The organism is Citrobacter sp. RHBSTW-00570 (assembly GCF_013739755.1).
In the GTDB taxonomy this organism is placed as follows: domain Bacteria; phylum Pseudomonadota; class Gammaproteobacteria; order Enterobacterales; family Enterobacteriaceae; genus Citrobacter; species Citrobacter braakii.
This window is the reverse complement of the sequence record NZ_CP056399.1, coordinates 393,481-408,406: the sequence shown is the minus strand read 5'-3', so window position 1 is coordinate 408,406 and position 14,926 is coordinate 393,481. Positions and strand designations below refer to the sequence as shown.

Genomic DNA, 14,926 nt, shown 5'->3' with positions numbered 1-14,926 from the left:
TCCTCCGATTAGGCTACGTAGCAGATAATTTCGCCACCAAGACCAGCCTGGCGCGCTGCACGATCAGTCATAACACCTTTAGAGGTAGAAACAACTGCGATACCCATGCCAGCCATAACTTTCGGCAGCTCGTCTTTACGCTTATAAATGCGCAGACCTGGGCGACTGACACGCTGAATGCTTTCTACAACAGCTTTACCCTGGAAATACTTAAGAGTAAGTTCCAGTTCCGGCTTGGTGTCGCCTTCAACTTTAAAATCTTCAATAAAACCTTCTTCCTTCAGCACGTTGGCAATTGCCACTTTCAGCTTGGAGGAAGGCATGGTGACCGCAGCTTTATTCGCGGCCTGACCGTTACGGATACGGGTCAGCATATCCGCGATCGGATCTTGCATGCTCATCTGTCTTTACTCCCGTGATTCAATTGGTAATTACCAGCTAGCCTTTTTCAAGCCTGGTACTTCACCGCGCATAGCGGCTTCACGCAGTTTGATACGGCTCAACCCGAACTTGCCCACATAGCCATGCGGACGACCTGTTTGACGGCAGCGGTTACGCTGACGGGACGGGCTGGAATCACGCGGCAGAGACTGCAGCTTGAGAACTGCGTTCCAACGATCTTCGTCGGTCGCGTTCACATCAGAGATAATAGCTTTCAGTTCAGCGCGTTTTGCGAAGTACTTATCAGCTAAAGCTACGCGCTTTACTTCGCGTGCTTTCATTGATTGCTTAGCCATTCAGTAACCCTACCTTACTTGCGGAACGGGAAGTCAAAGGCAGCCAGCAGAGCACGGCCTTCTTCATCAGATTTCGCAGTAGTGGTAATGGTAATATCCAAACCACGCACGCGGTCGACTTTATCGTAGTCGATTTCTGGGAAGATGATCTGCTCACGGACACCCATGCTGTAGTTACCACGACCGTCGAAAGACTTAGCGGACAAGCCACGGAAGTCACGGATACGTGGAACAGCAATAGTGATCAGGCGCTCAAAGAACTCCCACATGCGTTCGCCACGCAGAGTTACTTTACAGCCGATCGGATAGCCCTGACGGATTTTGAAGCCTGCAACTGATTTGCGTGCTTTGGTGATCAGCGGTTTTTGACCGGAGATTGCTGTCAGGTCAGCTGCTGCGTTATCCAGCAGTTTCTTGTCAGCGATCGCTTCACCAACACCCATGTTCAGGGTGATCTTCTCGACCCGAGGGACTTGCATGACAGAATTGTAGTTAAACTCAGTCATGAGTTTAGCGACTACTTCGTCTTTGTAGTAATCATGCAGTTTCGCCATCGTACTACTCCAAATTACTTGATAGTTTCGCTGTTAGATTTAAAGAAACGGACTTTTTTGCCGTCTTCGAATCTAAAGCCTACACGGTCAGCCTTGCCGGTTGCCGCGTTGAAGATAGCAAGGTTAGAGATCTGAATAGCTGCTTCTTTCTCTACAATGCCGCCTGGTTGGTTCAGGGCCGGAACCGGCTTCTGATGTTTCTTAACCAGGTTGATACCTTCAACAATGACCTTGCCGGAAGACAGGACATTCTTAACTTTACCGCGTTTACCTTTATCTTTACCGGTTAACACGATAACTTCGTCATCACGACGGATCTTCGCTGCCATGATTCGCTCCTTAGAGTACTTCTGGTGCCAGAGAGATAATTTTCATGAACTTCTCGTTACGAAGTTCACGAGTTACCGGCCCAAAAATACGCGTACCGATAGGTTGCTCGCTATTATTGTTTAAAATAACGCATGCATTACCATCGAAGCGAATGACAGAACCGTCCGGGCGACGAACACCCTTCTTGGTGCGCACCACTACCGCCTTCAGCACATCACCTTTTTTGACCTTACCACGCGGAATTGCTTCCTTGATGGTGATCTTGATGATATCGCCGACGCCTGCGTAGCGACGGTGCGAGCCACCCAGAACCTTGATACACATTACGCGACGTGCACCGGAGTTGTCGGCGACGTTCAGCATAGTCTGTTCTTGGATCATTTTAGTGCTCCGCTAATGTCAACTACTACTGAGACCCGAAAATCAGGTCGTTAAAAAAGCCCCATATCGGGGGCGCGGCATTATAACACCGCTTCAACGATATGGGTAGAAAAAATAAACGGCTCATCGCTGAGCCGTTTATTCGTTGAGAATGCCTACTGTATTACAGAACGGCTTTCTCTACAACGCGAACCAGCGTCCAAGACTTAGTCTTGGACAGCGGACGGCATTCGCGGATTTCAACCACGTCACCAGTACCGCATTCGTTGTTCTCGTCATGTACGTGCAGTTTGGTCGTACGCTTAATGAATTTACCGTAGATCGGGTGTTTCACAAAACGTTCGATAGCAACAACGATGGATTTCTCCATTTTATCGCTAACAACGCGACCTTGCAGAGTACGGATTTTATCGGTCATTACGCACCCGCCTTCTCAGTCAGTAAAGTCTTAACGCGTGCGACATCACGACGCACTTGCTTCAACAGGTGAGACTGTTGCAGCTGGCCACTTGCAGCCTGCATACGCAGGTTGAACTGCTCACGCAGCAGATTCAGCAGCTCGGTGTTCAGCTCTTCAACACTCTTCTCACGCAGCTCTTTTGCTTTCATTACATCACCGTCTTAGTTACAAAGGTGGTTTTAATCGGCAGTTTCGCTGCTGCCAGCTTGAATGCTTCACGGGCCAGCTCTTCCGGTACGCCGTCCATTTCATACAGGACTTTACCCGGCTGAATCAAGGCAACCCAATACTCCACGTTACCTTTACCTTTACCCATACGCACTGCCAGCGGCTTTTCAGTGATCGGTTTGTCCGGGAATACACGGATCCAGATCTTACCTTGACGCTTAACTGCACGGGTCATAGCACGACGTGCTGCTTCGATCTGACGGGCAGTCAGACGACCACGGCCAACAGCTTTCAGACCGAAGCTGCCGAAGCTAACATCCGTACCCTGCGCCAGACCGCGGTTACGGCCTTTGTGCATTTTACGGAATTTTGTACGCTTTGGTTGTAACATCAGCGACGCTCCTTATTTACGGCCTTTACGCTGCTGCTTTTTAGGTTGCGCAGCCGGTTTTTCCGGTTGTTCAACAGCAGCCATACCACCCAGGATCTCGCCTTTGAAGATCCACACTTTAACGCCGATTACACCGTAAGTGGTGTGCGCTTCAGAGGTGTTGTAGTCGATGTCAGCACGCAGTGTGTGCAGAGGTACGCGACCTTCGCGGTACCATTCGGTACGTGCGATTTCCGCGCCGCCCAGACGGCCGCTAACTTCAACTTTAATACCTTTAGCGCCCAGACGCATTGCGTTCTGTACAGCACGCTTCATAGCACGACGGAACATAACACGACGTTCCAGCTGAGAAGTGATGCTGTCAGCAACCAATTTTGCATCCAGTTCAGGTTTACGCACTTCGGCGATATTGATCTGAGCAGGAACGCCAGCAATATCCGCTACGACTTTGCGCAGTTTTTCTACGTCTTCACCTTTCTTACCGATAACGATACCCGGGCGAGCGGTGTGAATGGTCACACGGATGCTCTTAGCCGGACGCTCGATAACGATACGAGATACAGACGCTTTAGCCAGTTCCTTAGTCAGGTACTGACGTACTTTAAAATCGCTGTCCAGGTTGTCAGCGAATTCTTTGGTGTTCGCAAACCAGGTTGAGTTCCATGGTTTTACAATACCCAGGCGAATACCATTAGGATGTACTTTCTGACCCATTGCTAGTCTCCAGAGTCTCAGCGATCGGACACAACCACAGTAATGTGGCTGGTGCGCTTCAGGATGCGATCTGCACGACCTTTTGCACGCGGCATAATGCGCTTCATGCTCGGGCCTTCGTCTACGAAAATTTTCGTAACTTTCAGATCGTCAATGTCAGCGCCATCGTTGTGTTCAGCGTTAGCAATGGCAGATTCCAGGACTTTCTTGACCAGTACAGCCGCTTTCTTATTGGTGTAGGTCAGAATATCCAGAGCCTGCGACACTTTCTTACCGCGAATCAGGTCTGCAACAAGGCGAACCTTCTGAGCAGAAGAACGAGCATGGCGATGTTGAGCTAAAGTTTCCATCTCTTCCTCCTACCTTATTTCTTCTTCGCTTTTTTATCAGCAGCATGGCCGCGATAAGTACGAGTCGGTGCGAATTCACCCAGTTTGTGACCGACCATTTCGTCGGAAACAAATACCGGAACGTGCTGACGACCATTATGGACAGCGATGGTCAAACCGATCATGTTAGGAAAGATCGTTGAACGACGGGACCAAGTGCGCAGGGGCTTCTTGTCTCCGCTTTCCACCGCTTTCTCTACCTTCTTCAGCAAGTGCAGGTCAATAAAAGGACCTTTCTTGAGAGAACGTGGCATGGCTTATCCTCTAAAATTATTTGCTACGGCGACGTACGATGAATTTATCAGTACGCTTGTTGCTGCGGGTCTTCTTACCTTTGGTCTGAACGCCCCACGGAGTTACCGGGTGCTTACCAAAGTTACGACCTTCACCACCACCATGTGGGTGGTCGACTGGGTTCATCGCAGTACCGCGAACGGTAGGACGAACACCACGCCAGCGTGCAGCACCTGCTTTACCCAGAACGCGCAGCATATGCTCAGCATTGCCAACTTCGCCCAGAGTTGCACGGCAGTCTGCTTCGACTTTACGCATTTCACCAGAACGCAGACGCAGGGTGACATAAGCACCATCACGAGCAACGATCTGAACGTAAGTACCAGCGGAACGTGCCAGCTGACCGCCTTTACCTGGTTTCATTTCTACGTTATGAACGGTAGAACCAACCGGGATATTGCGCATCGGCAGGGTGTTACCTGCTTTGATTGCAGCATCAACGCCAGATTGAACCTGGTCGCCAGCTTTCAGGCCTTTAGGGGCCAGGATGTAACGGCGTTCACCGTCTTTGTACAGAACCAGCGCGATGTTCGCGGAGCGGTTCGGATCGTACTCAAGACGTTCAACAACTGCCGGGATACCGTCTTTGTTGCGTTTGAAGTCAACAATACGATAAGCCTGCTTGTGACCACCACCGATGTGACGAGTGGTGATGCGGCCATTGTTGTTACGACCACCGGATTTGCTGTTTTTTTCAACCAGCGGAGCAAAAGGTTTGCCCTTGTGCAGCTCTGGGTTGACCACTTTAACAACGTGGCGACGACCCGGAGATGTCGGTTTACATTTAACAACTGCCATTGTATTACTCCTCCGACTTACTCAGCGCCGCCGACGAAGTCCAGATTCTGGCCTTCCTTCAGGGTGACGTAAGCTTTTTTCCAGTCGCTACGACGACCGATACGCTGTCCGTGACGTTTAACTTTCCCTTTAACTACCAGGGTGTTAACGACTTCGACTTCGACTTCAAACAGTTTCTGCACAGCAGCTTTGATTTCTGCTTTGGTCGCGTCTTTAGCAACTTTGAGAACGATGGTGTTAGTTTTTTCCATCGCAGTAGACGCTTTTTCAGAAACGTGCGGTGCGCGCAGCACTTTCAGCAGACGTTCTTCACGAATCATGCCAGCATCTCCTCAACTTGCTTAACAGCATCAGCAGTCATTACGACTTTGTCGAAGGCGATCAGGCTAACCGGGTCGATACCAGTTGCATCGCGTACGTCAACCTTGTGCAGGTTGCGCGCAGCCAGGAACAGGTTTTCGTCCAGCTCACCGGTGATGATCAGCACATCTTCCAGAGCCATGTCTTTCAGTTTCTGTGCCAGCAGCTTAGTTTTAGGCGCTTCTACAGAGAATGATTCGACAACGATCAGACGATCCTGACGTACCAGTTCGGACAGAATGCTTTTCAGCGCGCCGCGGTACATCTTTTTGTTAACTTTTTGACTGTGGTCCTGTGGACGAGCAGCGAAGGTCACGCCACCTGAACGCCAGATCGGGCTCTTGATAGAACCTGAACGCGCACGGCCGGTACCTTTCTGGCGCCACGGCTTTTTGCCTGAACCAGTTACTTCAGCACGAGTCTTCTGAGCACGAGTACCCTGACGAGCACCAGCTGCATAAGCAACAACAACCTGGTGAACCAGCGCTTCGTTGAAATCACGACCGAAGGTAGTTTCGGAAACAGTCAGCGCGCTCTGCGCGTCTTTCAATACTAATTCCATTGCTATCCCCTTACGCCTTCACAGCTGGTTTAACGATCAGGTCGCAACCGGTCGCACCCGGAACACCACCTTTAACCAGCAGCAGGTTGCGCTCAGCGTCAACACGTACTACGTCCAGGCTCTGAACGGTTACACGTTCGTTGCCCAGCTGACCTGCCATTTTCTTGCCTTTGAACACTTTGCCCGGAGTCTGGTTCTGACCGATAGAACCCGGAACGCGGTGGGACAAGGAGTTACCGTGAGTAGCGTCCTGGGTACGGAAGTTCCAGCGCTTAACGGTACCAGCGAAACCTTTACCTTTAGAGGTACCGGTTACGTCAACTTTTTTAACGTCAGCAAACAGTTCAACGCTAATGTTCTGACCAACGGTGTATTCTTCACCATCTGCCAGGCGGAACTCCCACAGGCCGCGGCCAGCTTCTACGCCAGCTTTAGCAAAGTGGCCAGCTTCCGGCTTAGTTACGCGGTTAGCTTTTTTAGCACCGGTGGTAACCTGAACAGCGCGATAGCCATCGTTAGCCAGATCTTTAACCTGAGTAACGCGGTTTGCTTCAACTTCGATAACGGTTACTGGGATAGATACGCCATCTTCAGTGAAGATGCGGGTCATACCCACTTTTTTACCGACTAAACCAATCATTGTATCAACCTCTCAATCGCTCGATGACCTGATTAACCCAGGCTGATCTGCACGTCTACACCGGCAGCCAGGTCCAGACGCATCAGAGCATCAACGGTTTTTTCAGTTGGCTCAACGATGTCAACCAGACGCTTGTGAGTACGGATCTCGTACTGATCACGCGCGTCTTTGTTGACGTGCGGGGAGATCAGAACGGTGAAACGCTCTTTGCGGGTCGGCAGCGGGATCGGACCACGAACCTGCGCACCAGTGCGCTTGGCAGTCTCGACGATTTCCGCGGTTGATTGATCGATCAGACGATGATCAAACGCTTTCAAACGGATACGGATTCTTTGGTTCTGCATGAGACCAGAGCTCCAATTATTTTATAGACGAAATAGTTACTCCTCAAACCCATTACGATTGATGGGAGAGTGTAACCGTTCTTACGTAGCCCCCTGATTGGGAGCGTTGTTGACGGTAAACCGTCACAGTTCATATCGAACTACCCGTCAGATTTGACAGGCTGGCGTATTATACGTATAGCCAGTACGGATGCAAGTGATTATGGCTATTTGCCATCGATTTCTCTCAGCGCTTGTTGCACACGTGAGCGCAATACTTCGCCATCCGGCGCTTCCTGCCCGGACGCTTCATCATAGGGTATCTCTTCCAACATACTGTCACCCTCTTCGTTCTGGGTGGGTAAATCGATGCGTATCGGCAGAGGCTTCCGCTTAAAAATGTAATGCACATCCGAGAGTCGATACGCCTGAGAATCGGGCACTCCCTGCGTGGCGGTTGTCGGATGGCGCACCAACCAGACATAATGTCCGTAGTAGCCGCACATTAGCATCAGGCTGACCCACAACAGCCAGCAACAGGAACGCAGCGCCTGCCGCCAGCGGCAACTCAACACTGTTTTCGCATCAATGGGTTGATAGATGTGCATCATCACACACGCTCCTTAGATGACACATGTGTTAGCACAGGTGCCGCCTCATTGATTAATACCGGCGCGTCTCCAAGACTCTGACGTAGCCTTATCAGCGTCTCTTTTCCCGGCTTACCATCCACAGGCAAATTCTCCCGCTGCTGGAATGCTTTGACCTTTTCGATTAACCATGGCGTCCATGAGCCTGATTTATCGCCGGGAACGCCCAGCGCGCGGCTCAGCATCGTATCAAACCAGATGATAGTTTCCGCCGGACTCTTTTCACCGATCTGCATTTTCCTGTCAGGCGTTAAATTGAGCATCAGGGTATAATTTCCCTGCCAGTGCTTCGCCAGCCACTCCTGACTGACGATCCAGGTTTTATTATCAATGATAAGATCCAGCTCGTTTCCTGATACACGCATCACAACACCGTAGACCGGTTGTTTATCGATATTCAAATGCGCGATCCACGGCAACCCGCGCCTGATGAGGTTATCTAAACGTTCCTTGCCGCTTTCGCACACCAACTCAGCGCGATCGGCCTGGTCACACCATGCCTCGTCATGCGCTGTGTCGAATCCCCAGACGCTGAATAATTGCTGCATGGCATCGCGTAATCCTCCCCGTGCGTCGCCAATATCCGGCAGGTTTTCCTTTTTTTGCGTCATCGCCACCGTTAACCCGGCGGGCACAGGAAGTTGAAGGGGAAAAACATCGACCGCCAGCCAGCCGAACGTCAAAGCCAGCGCAGCGTAAAGTCCGGGCAATATTCCCTTGCGCAATACGCAAGAGCGTAGAGTAAATGTTTCCAGCAACAATTTTTCCTGTTGAGCGGTTAACACATCCGCTTGCCTGTCCGTTGCCATTTTTCTCGCCGCCCGGGCGATGCGCCTCAGCAACGCCAGGTTTCCCTGCACTGCCCGAACCGCTTTGCGCACAAATTCATGACGCATGCGCACAGGCTCGCCATCCGCCTCACACAGTTGCTGTTGATGCATAAAATCAAGATATTCATCGTCCGTCGGCGCAGCGATGATCGCCGATAACGTAACACGCCGTTTAAGTCGTCGGTTACGCCTGATCGCTTCGCCCCCCACCAGTAGCAAGCTGGCGCCAGCGGCAAATGAAGCCGCCAGATGACGGAAATTATCGACAAATGCCGGAAGATGTCTGGCGAGTGCGTCAGCATTATCAATGACAATTATTATTGGTTGCGTTGCCGGACTAAGGGCAGGCATCAGCGTTGACCAGAAACGGCTAATTCTCACATCTCGCCAGTCTGGCTGGAGTTTTCCGTGCGTACACGCCGTGTGTGTCAATTGACAGAAACCAGAGAAACCGGTGGCGGTAAACACCACTACCCTGCCGGGAAAATTCTTACCTAACTGATAAATAAGCGTCGATTTACCACACCCCGGTTTGCCGCATAATACGCCCACATCGCCAGCGCCCAGCTCATGAATAAAGATATTCTTGATAAGGGTATGTTGCGAAAAAGAGTAAATTGCATACGGTAATTCGCGTTCAGTCATCGATAAGTTCCAGTAATTGATGCGGGCATTTAACTCATTATATGTCAGGTAAATATCATCAATTTTTTATATTTGAATTAAACGACATGTTCCGACGATTAAATTGAAAACCTGAAAGTAAGCCTATATCATGCTTCTCCCGAAAAGAACAGGCATGCTATTAACAATGGATGTTATCGCAAAGCAATTTACCTTTATATTTAAGAGAAAGCGTAACGATGTGCTGTACTGCGTTATGTTTTTTGTCGGTGCCATTTTTATTATTCATTCGTTATATGCCTATAGATTATTTATTGATTCTACCAATACGAAAAACAAAACCAGTCACTCAATAACGTCCGTTGCCCTCAGGCTGCCAATGAATTTACCGAAAAACAGTAGGGAAAACGCGACTGATAATAAAGAAGATGTTTCAATTAAAAATTCAATGCTCAATCTCCAGCTAAATGGCATTATTGCGAGCACGCTAAAAACACGTTCACAGGCTATTATCACCATTAATGAGAAAGCAAGATTTTACAGTACCGGAGATAAGCTTGACGATCTCCCTGACGTAAAAATTACGGATATTGATAATAATAGCGTGACGATTGATAACAATGGCACCCGGCAACACATCGTTTTTATTGATGAGCCTGATATATCCTCCAGGGTGCCGGCACCATCGCTGCCACATGACAGCGCGCCACATTCCCTCAGCGACATCATTATTACCAACTTTATCTATCAGCAGGAAGCGCTACAGGGCGTCAGATTAAACGCCCGTGGTCCGATTAAACGTTTTATAGCAACCGGACTCAGGCCAGACGATATTGCGATCAAAATGAACAACCATCCGCTAACTCTGGAAGCGTCAGCAAAAGCGGCACTACAGGAATTTGTTACCTTAAACTCTGCCCAGTTCACCGTAATACGAAACGGTCAGGAAGCGTTGGTGAATGTATCTGTTACTGAGAATGATTAACCTTAAGGACGACAAAATTGCGCAAAGGAATAAAAAAAACGGCTGCATGGATACTGGCGCTACAGTTTTGCGCCTTTCCATTTCAAACCATGTCAGCGCAATATTCGGCAAACTTCCAGGATGCGGATCTCCGGGAGTTTATTACCTCGGTCAGTAAGCAAATGGGCAAAACCATTCTGATCGATCCGTCCGTCCAGGGAAAAATCTCCGTTCGCAGCTTTGACAGTTTCAACGAGGAGGAATACTACCAGTTTTTTCTCAGCGTTCTCGATATCTACGGCTACTTGGTTATCACCCTGGATAACGGCCTGCTGAAGGTTGTTCGCTCCGCAACGCTTAAGACCGCGCCGGGAAAAGTATTGGCACAGTCGCAACCGGCGGTCGGCGATGAATTTATCACCCGTGTCGTGGCGCTGAAAAATGTCCCGGTACGCGATCTGGCTCCGCTATTACGCCAGATGATGGACAGCGGCGGCATCGGCAACGTCGTACATTATGATCCTTCTAATGCGCTGTTGATCACCGGTAAAGCCAATATAGTCAATCGCATCCTTGAGGTTGTGAAACGGGTCGATGTTATCGGTACTCAGGAACGTGAGCTTATCAAACTGCGCTACGCCTCGGCAGTTGATTTATCTGACGTAATTAACAGCCTGATTCGCGAAGAGTCAAAGGAAAACCCAACGCAGATCCTGCTGCCTAAAATTGTCGCCGACAAGCGCACCAACGCCCTTCTTATCAGCGGGCCGGACAATGTGCGCCAGCGGATGAAATCTTTAATCGCTAAACTGGATATCGAACAGACCACGCAGGGCAATACTCGCGTGTTCTATTTGAAATACGCCAAAGCCACTAAAATCGTTGAAGTGCTGACCGGCGTGTCAACCAAACTGACGGAAGACAAGCAGTCGTCTTCGCAGAGCGTGGCTACCCCTTCCCGGGATGTCTCGATTAACGCCGATGAACAAACCAACTCGGTGGTCATTACCGCAGACCAGAGCACCATGCAGGAGCTGGAAAAAGTCATCGCTCGTCTGGATATTCGCCGCGCACAGGTACTGGTTGAAGCCATCATTGTGGAAGTCCAGGATGGCAACGGCCTGAATCTTGGCGTGCAGTGGGCCAACAGCAAAGTCGGCGGTCAGCAGTTTACCAAAACGGGGCTGCCGATTTTCGACGCCTCAAGAGGCGCGCGCCAGTTTGATAAAAATGGTTCGATGACCAGCGACAACCCTATTGCCAGCGCGTTAAGCAGTTTTAACGGCCTGGCGACGGGCTTCTTTGAGGGGGACTGGAGCGTCCTGCTCACCGCGATCTCCTCCGACAACAAAAACGATATTCTCGCCACCCCCAGCATTGTGACGCTGGATAACAAAGAAGCGTCGTTTAATGTCGGCCAGGATGTGCCGGTGCTTTCCGGCTCGCAAACGACCTCTGGCGACAACGTCTTTAATACGGTCGAACGTAAAACCGTCGGCACCAAACTGAAGGTCACACCGCAAATCAACGAAGGCGACGCGGTGCTGATGGAGATCGAGCAGGAGGTGTCGAGCGTCGATACCGCCTCCGGTAACGCCAGCGATCTCGGCCCAACGTTCAACACCCGCACTATCCAGAATGCCGTGCTGGTCAAAAGCGGCGAAACCGTGGTGCTGGGTGGCCTGCTGGATGATTCAAGCAAAGAGCAGGTTTCCAAAGTACCGCTGCTGGGCGATATCCCTGTTCTCGGACAGCTATTCCGCTACACCTCAACGGAAAATGCGAAGCGTAATTTGATGGTCTTTATCAGGCCGACCATTATTCGCGACGACGAGGTTTATCGTTCGCTCTCAAAGGATAAGTACACCCGATTTCGTGAGTTACAGCAGCAGCGTATTGATAAGCAATCCAGTGGATTGGTCGGCGTGAAGGACGAAGAACGCCCGATGCTTAAAGAGCTGAATTTCGATGTGCCGACCAACGCGCCCAACGGCCAGCCATCGCGCAATCCCTTCCGGGAATGATCCAACATGACTGACTTATGGACGCGCATTCCTCCCCAGCATCCTCTGCTGCTTAATTACGCGCAGGGGCAAAAATTTGGTATCGCGGTCGCGGCGGATGAATTGTTCTACCGCACCGACACGCCGCTGGAAAACGTACTGGAGGCCAGCGTTGCCTGCAAGCGCTTCAGCCGCCTGACGCCAGCACAATTTGACGACCACCTGGATCAACTTTTCCAGCACGGCGCCGGAGAGTCCCGGCAGATTGCCCAGGATATCGATCAGGAGATCGACCTGACGGCGCTGAGCGAGGAGTTACCCGACAACGCCGATCTGCTCAGTGATGAAAACGACGCACCGGTTATCCGCCTGATCAACGCGGTTCTTCATGAAGCCGTGAGGGAAGGCGCGTCGGATGTGCATATCGAAACCTTCGAAAAATCGCTGGTGGTGCGTTTTCGTATCGATGGTGTCCTCAAGCCAGTCCTTCAGCCCGCTAAAAAACTGGCGCCGCTGCTGATTTCACGTATCAAAGTCATGGCGCGGCTGGATATTGCCGAAAAACGACTGCCGCAGGATGGGCGTATTTCCCTGCGCCTTGGACGCAAAAATATTGACGTCCGCGTTTCGACGTTGCCCTCGCAGTACGGCGAAAGAGCTGTATTGCGTCTGCTGGATAAAAACAGTCTGCGCCTGACGCTGGAGAATATGGGGCTATCGGCGGTGGATAGCCTGCGGCTGAAGGGTTTAGTACAGCAGCCGCACGGCATCATTCTCGTCACCGGCCCGACGGGGTCGGGAAAAAGCACCACGCTGTATGCAATTCTCGCCGAGCTGAATTCCCCCCAGCGTAATATCCTGACCGTCGAAGATCCCATCGAGTACGAGCTGGAAGGCGTCGGACAAACCCAGGTAAACAGCCGGGTGGATATGTCTTTCGCCAGGGGACTGCGCGCCATCCTGCGCCAGGATCCGGACATCGTCATGGTCGGCGAAATTCGTGACGCCGAAACCGCGCAGATAGCGGTTCAGGCATCGCTCACCGGACACCTGGTGCTTTCCACCCTGCACACTAACAGCGCCTGCGGTGTAATTACCCGATTACGGGATATGGGTGTCGAACCGTTCCTGCTCTCATCATCGCTAAGCGGCGTTATCGCCCAACGCCTGGTGCGTCGCCTCTGTCCAGCCTGCCGCGTGCATGCTCCCATTCCTGACTCTCAGAAATCCCTCCTGCACGCGCTCGATCCCACCGCTCAGACAATCTGGCAGGCTTGCGGATGCGGCGAATGTCGGGGAACAGGCTATCAGGGGCGACTGGCGATTCATGAAATTATGCTGGTGGATAAAACTATGCGCAGCATCATCCATCGCGACGCCGATGAACACGCCCTGGAGCAGTGCCTGCGCCAGCAAAGCCGGAGCCTGCGGGAGAACGGCCTGCTGCGCGTGCTGGCAGGCGAGACCACGCTTGAGGAAGTCATGCGCGTCACCTCTGCCCAAGAGGATACACGATGAAATATCAGTGGCAGGCAATGGATGACAGCGGCACGACTCACCGTGGAACGCTGGATGCCGCCAGCAGCAAAGAGGCGCGCGAGGCGCTGCGCGCCCAGGGTCTGCACCCGCTGGTGTTAAATGAGAAAAAGGTCATTTCGCTGTTACGGACGGTAAAAAAAACGCCTCGTTTACGGCTTAGCGGCAGTGAACTGGCGCTGTTCACCCGTCAGCTCGCCACGCTGGCCAACGCTTCGCTACCGCTTGAAGAGGCGCTGTTCGTTATTGGTCGGCAGAACAAAAATAATAAACTGGGGCTGGTGCTACGCGACCTGCGCGAACGGATCCTCGCCGGACATACGCTTTCCGAATCGCTGGCCGCCTGGCCGCGGATCTTCGATACCGTTTACCGCACGCTGGTGAAAGCCGGTGAAAAAAGCGGACAACTCGGCTGTGTACTGGAAAAGCTGGCTGACTACAATGAGTTACGACAGGCAACACGCAGTAAACTCATCCAGTCACTGATTTATCCTTCCCTGCTGACCAGCGTGGCGATCGCCGTCGTCGCTATCCTGCTCACCACCGTAGTGCCCAAAATCGTGGAGCAGTTTCTGCATATGAAAGAAGCGCTGCCAATGTCCACGCGCGTGTTGCTGGCAATCAGCGATGCCATGCGCCACTACGGATTGTGGGTAATCGCATTGCTGCTGATTGCCTTTTTCCTGTTTCGCCACTGGCTCACCCGCCCCGGCAAACGGCATCTGCTTGACCGCTGGCTTCTTGATTTCAAACTCAGTCGCGCCCTGCTGCGCGCTATCCACTGCGCCCGTTATTTGCGCACCCTGAGCATTCTTAATATCAGCGGCGTTCCGCTGCTGGAAGGGATGACGCTGGCAACCGAAGGCATCGGTAACCGAGAAATTAGTCAGCGGCTGGGTCAGGCTGCGGAGCGCGTGCGCCAGGGTTCAGGCTTTCATCTCGCCCTGGAAAAATGCGATCTATTCCCGCCGATGATGCTCTACATGATTGCCTCCGGGGAAAAAAGCGGCCAGCTCAGCGAGCTAATGGCGCGCGCCGCCGACCAGCAGGAAACACTGCTACAAAACCGCATAGCGCTGACGCTGGCGCTGTTTGAACCCGCGCTGATTATTACGATGGCGATGATTGTGCTGTTCATCATCGTCTCGGTTCTGCAACCCATTTTGCAACTCAACTCATTGGTAAGTTAAGGATAAAACGTGAATAGTGATGCACATA

22 protein-coding genes are annotated in these 14,926 nt (G+C 51.6%); 4 read left to right on the top strand and 18 right to left on the bottom strand.

All coding sequences use genetic code 11. The features are described from left to right. Nucleotides 1–8: 8 nt before the first annotated feature. From rpsH to HV237_RS01855, 18 genes are all read right to left on the bottom strand, one after another. A complete protein-coding gene (rpsH, locus tag HV237_RS01940; RefSeq protein ID WP_003031127.1) occupies nucleotides 9–401 on the bottom strand; it encodes a 30S ribosomal protein S8 in 393 nt (130 codons plus the stop codon). A gap of 30 nt (nucleotides 402–431) precedes the next feature. Next, nucleotides 432–737 (bottom strand): 30S ribosomal protein S14, encoded by a 306-nt coding sequence (gene rpsN, locus HV237_RS01935; RefSeq protein WP_003031125.1) that lies wholly within the window; start codon nucleotides 735–737, stop codon nucleotides 432–434. Nucleotides 738–751: 14 nt separating this feature from the next. Continuing rightward, a complete protein-coding gene (gene rplE / locus HV237_RS01930; protein ID WP_003031123.1) occupies nucleotides 752–1,291 on the bottom strand; it encodes a 50S ribosomal protein L5 in 540 nt (179 codons plus the stop codon). A 14-nt stretch (nucleotides 1,292–1,305) separates the two neighbouring features. Further along, nucleotides 1,306–1,620, bottom strand: a complete 315-nt coding sequence (gene rplX, locus HV237_RS01925) for a 50S ribosomal protein L24 (protein ID WP_003031122.1) — start codon at nucleotides 1,618–1,620, stop codon at nucleotides 1,306–1,308. 10 nt (nucleotides 1,621–1,630) lie between these two features. Continuing rightward, entirely contained in the window at nucleotides 1,631–2,002 is a 372-nt protein-coding gene (gene rplN, locus HV237_RS01920; protein WP_000613954.1) for a 50S ribosomal protein L14, read from the bottom strand. Between the two features lie 163 nt (nucleotides 2,003–2,165). Further along, entirely contained in the window at nucleotides 2,166–2,420 is a 255-nt protein-coding gene (gene rpsQ / locus HV237_RS01915; protein WP_003031120.1) for a 30S ribosomal protein S17, read from the bottom strand. Continuing rightward, nucleotides 2,420–2,611: a 50S ribosomal protein L29 gene (rpmC, locus tag HV237_RS01910; protein ID WP_000644742.1), complete on the bottom strand. Its 192-nt coding sequence runs from the start codon at nucleotides 2,609–2,611 to the stop codon at nucleotides 2,420–2,422. The genes rpsQ and rpmC overlap by 1 nt, the downstream gene beginning before the upstream one ends. After that, on the bottom strand, nucleotides 2,611–3,021 hold the full coding sequence (gene rplP / locus HV237_RS01905; RefSeq protein ID WP_000941212.1) for a 50S ribosomal protein L16: 411 nt from the start codon (nucleotides 3,019–3,021) through the stop codon (nucleotides 2,611–2,613). Before rplP ends, rpmC begins: the two co-directional genes overlap by 1 nt. A 12-nt stretch (nucleotides 3,022–3,033) precedes the next feature. Then, the gene (gene rpsC, locus HV237_RS01900) at nucleotides 3,034–3,735 is read right to left on the bottom strand and encodes a 30S ribosomal protein S3 (protein WP_000529945.1); all 702 of its coding nucleotides are present in this window, start codon (nucleotides 3,733–3,735) and stop codon (nucleotides 3,034–3,036) included. Nucleotides 3,736–3,752: 17 nt separating this feature from the next. Then, nucleotides 3,753–4,085: a 50S ribosomal protein L22 gene (gene rplV, locus HV237_RS01895; protein ID WP_000448832.1), complete on the bottom strand. Its 333-nt coding sequence runs from the start codon at nucleotides 4,083–4,085 to the stop codon at nucleotides 3,753–3,755. Between the two features lie 14 nt (nucleotides 4,086–4,099). Continuing rightward, nucleotides 4,100–4,378: a 30S ribosomal protein S19 gene (rpsS, locus tag HV237_RS01890; protein ID WP_001138115.1), complete on the bottom strand. Its 279-nt coding sequence runs from the start codon at nucleotides 4,376–4,378 to the stop codon at nucleotides 4,100–4,102. A gap of 16 nt (nucleotides 4,379–4,394) precedes the next feature. After that, nucleotides 4,395–5,216 carry a 50S ribosomal protein L2 gene (gene rplB, locus HV237_RS01885; protein WP_016154746.1) on the bottom strand — a complete coding sequence of 274 codons (822 nt, stop codon included), beginning with the start codon at nucleotides 5,214–5,216 and terminating at the stop codon, nucleotides 4,395–4,397. Nucleotides 5,217–5,233: 17 nt separating this feature from the next. After that, a complete protein-coding gene (gene rplW, locus HV237_RS01880) occupies nucleotides 5,234–5,536 on the bottom strand; it encodes a 50S ribosomal protein L23 (protein ID WP_000617546.1) in 303 nt (100 codons plus the stop codon). After that, on the bottom strand, nucleotides 5,533–6,138 hold the full coding sequence (rplD, locus tag HV237_RS01875; RefSeq protein ID WP_003031119.1) for a 50S ribosomal protein L4: 606 nt from the start codon (nucleotides 6,136–6,138) through the stop codon (nucleotides 5,533–5,535). The genes rplW and rplD overlap by 4 nt, the downstream gene beginning before the upstream one ends. 10 nt (nucleotides 6,139–6,148) lie before the next feature. Continuing rightward, nucleotides 6,149–6,778, bottom strand: coding sequence for a 50S ribosomal protein L3 (gene rplC, locus HV237_RS01870; protein WP_003031117.1), 630 nt, complete (start codon nucleotides 6,776–6,778; stop codon nucleotides 6,149–6,151). Nucleotides 6,779–6,810: 32 nt separating this feature from the next. Further along, nucleotides 6,811–7,122 carry a 30S ribosomal protein S10 gene (rpsJ, locus tag HV237_RS01865; protein WP_001181005.1) on the bottom strand — a complete coding sequence of 104 codons (312 nt, stop codon included), beginning with the start codon at nucleotides 7,120–7,122 and terminating at the stop codon, nucleotides 6,811–6,813. A gap of 206 nt (nucleotides 7,123–7,328) precedes the next feature. Further along, nucleotides 7,329–7,712 carry a hypothetical protein gene (locus HV237_RS01860; protein WP_047358916.1) on the bottom strand — a complete coding sequence of 128 codons (384 nt, stop codon included), beginning with the start codon at nucleotides 7,710–7,712 and terminating at the stop codon, nucleotides 7,329–7,331. Then, nucleotides 7,712–9,226, bottom strand: coding sequence for a peptidoglycan-binding protein (locus HV237_RS01855; RefSeq protein WP_047358915.1), 1,515 nt, complete (start codon nucleotides 9,224–9,226; stop codon nucleotides 7,712–7,714). The genes HV237_RS01860 and HV237_RS01855 overlap by 1 nt, the downstream gene beginning before the upstream one ends. A gap of 166 nt (nucleotides 9,227–9,392) precedes the next feature. On the opposite strand from HV237_RS01855, the gene gspC reads away from it, so the two are divergent. From gspC to gspF, 4 genes are read left to right on the top strand one after another with little or no spacing between them, the layout of a single operon-like run. Continuing rightward, on the top strand, nucleotides 9,393–10,190 hold the full coding sequence (gene gspC, locus HV237_RS01850) for a type II secretion system protein GspC (RefSeq protein ID WP_047358914.1): 798 nt from the start codon (nucleotides 9,393–9,395) through the stop codon (nucleotides 10,188–10,190). Between the two features lie 50 nt (nucleotides 10,191–10,240). Beyond that, nucleotides 10,241–12,193, top strand: a complete 1,953-nt coding sequence (gene gspD / locus HV237_RS01845) for a type II secretion system secretin GspD (protein WP_240489690.1) — start codon at nucleotides 10,241–10,243, stop codon at nucleotides 12,191–12,193. A gap of 6 nt (nucleotides 12,194–12,199) precedes the next feature. Then, a complete protein-coding gene (gspE, locus tag HV237_RS01840) occupies nucleotides 12,200–13,690 on the top strand; it encodes a type II secretion system ATPase GspE (protein ID WP_181541667.1) in 1,491 nt (496 codons plus the stop codon). Then, nucleotides 13,687–14,898, top strand: coding sequence for a type II secretion system inner membrane protein GspF (gene gspF, locus HV237_RS01835; RefSeq protein WP_047358911.1), 1,212 nt, complete (start codon nucleotides 13,687–13,689; stop codon nucleotides 14,896–14,898). The genes gspE and gspF overlap by 4 nt, the downstream gene beginning before the upstream one ends. Nucleotides 14,899–14,926: the final 28 nt, after the last annotated feature.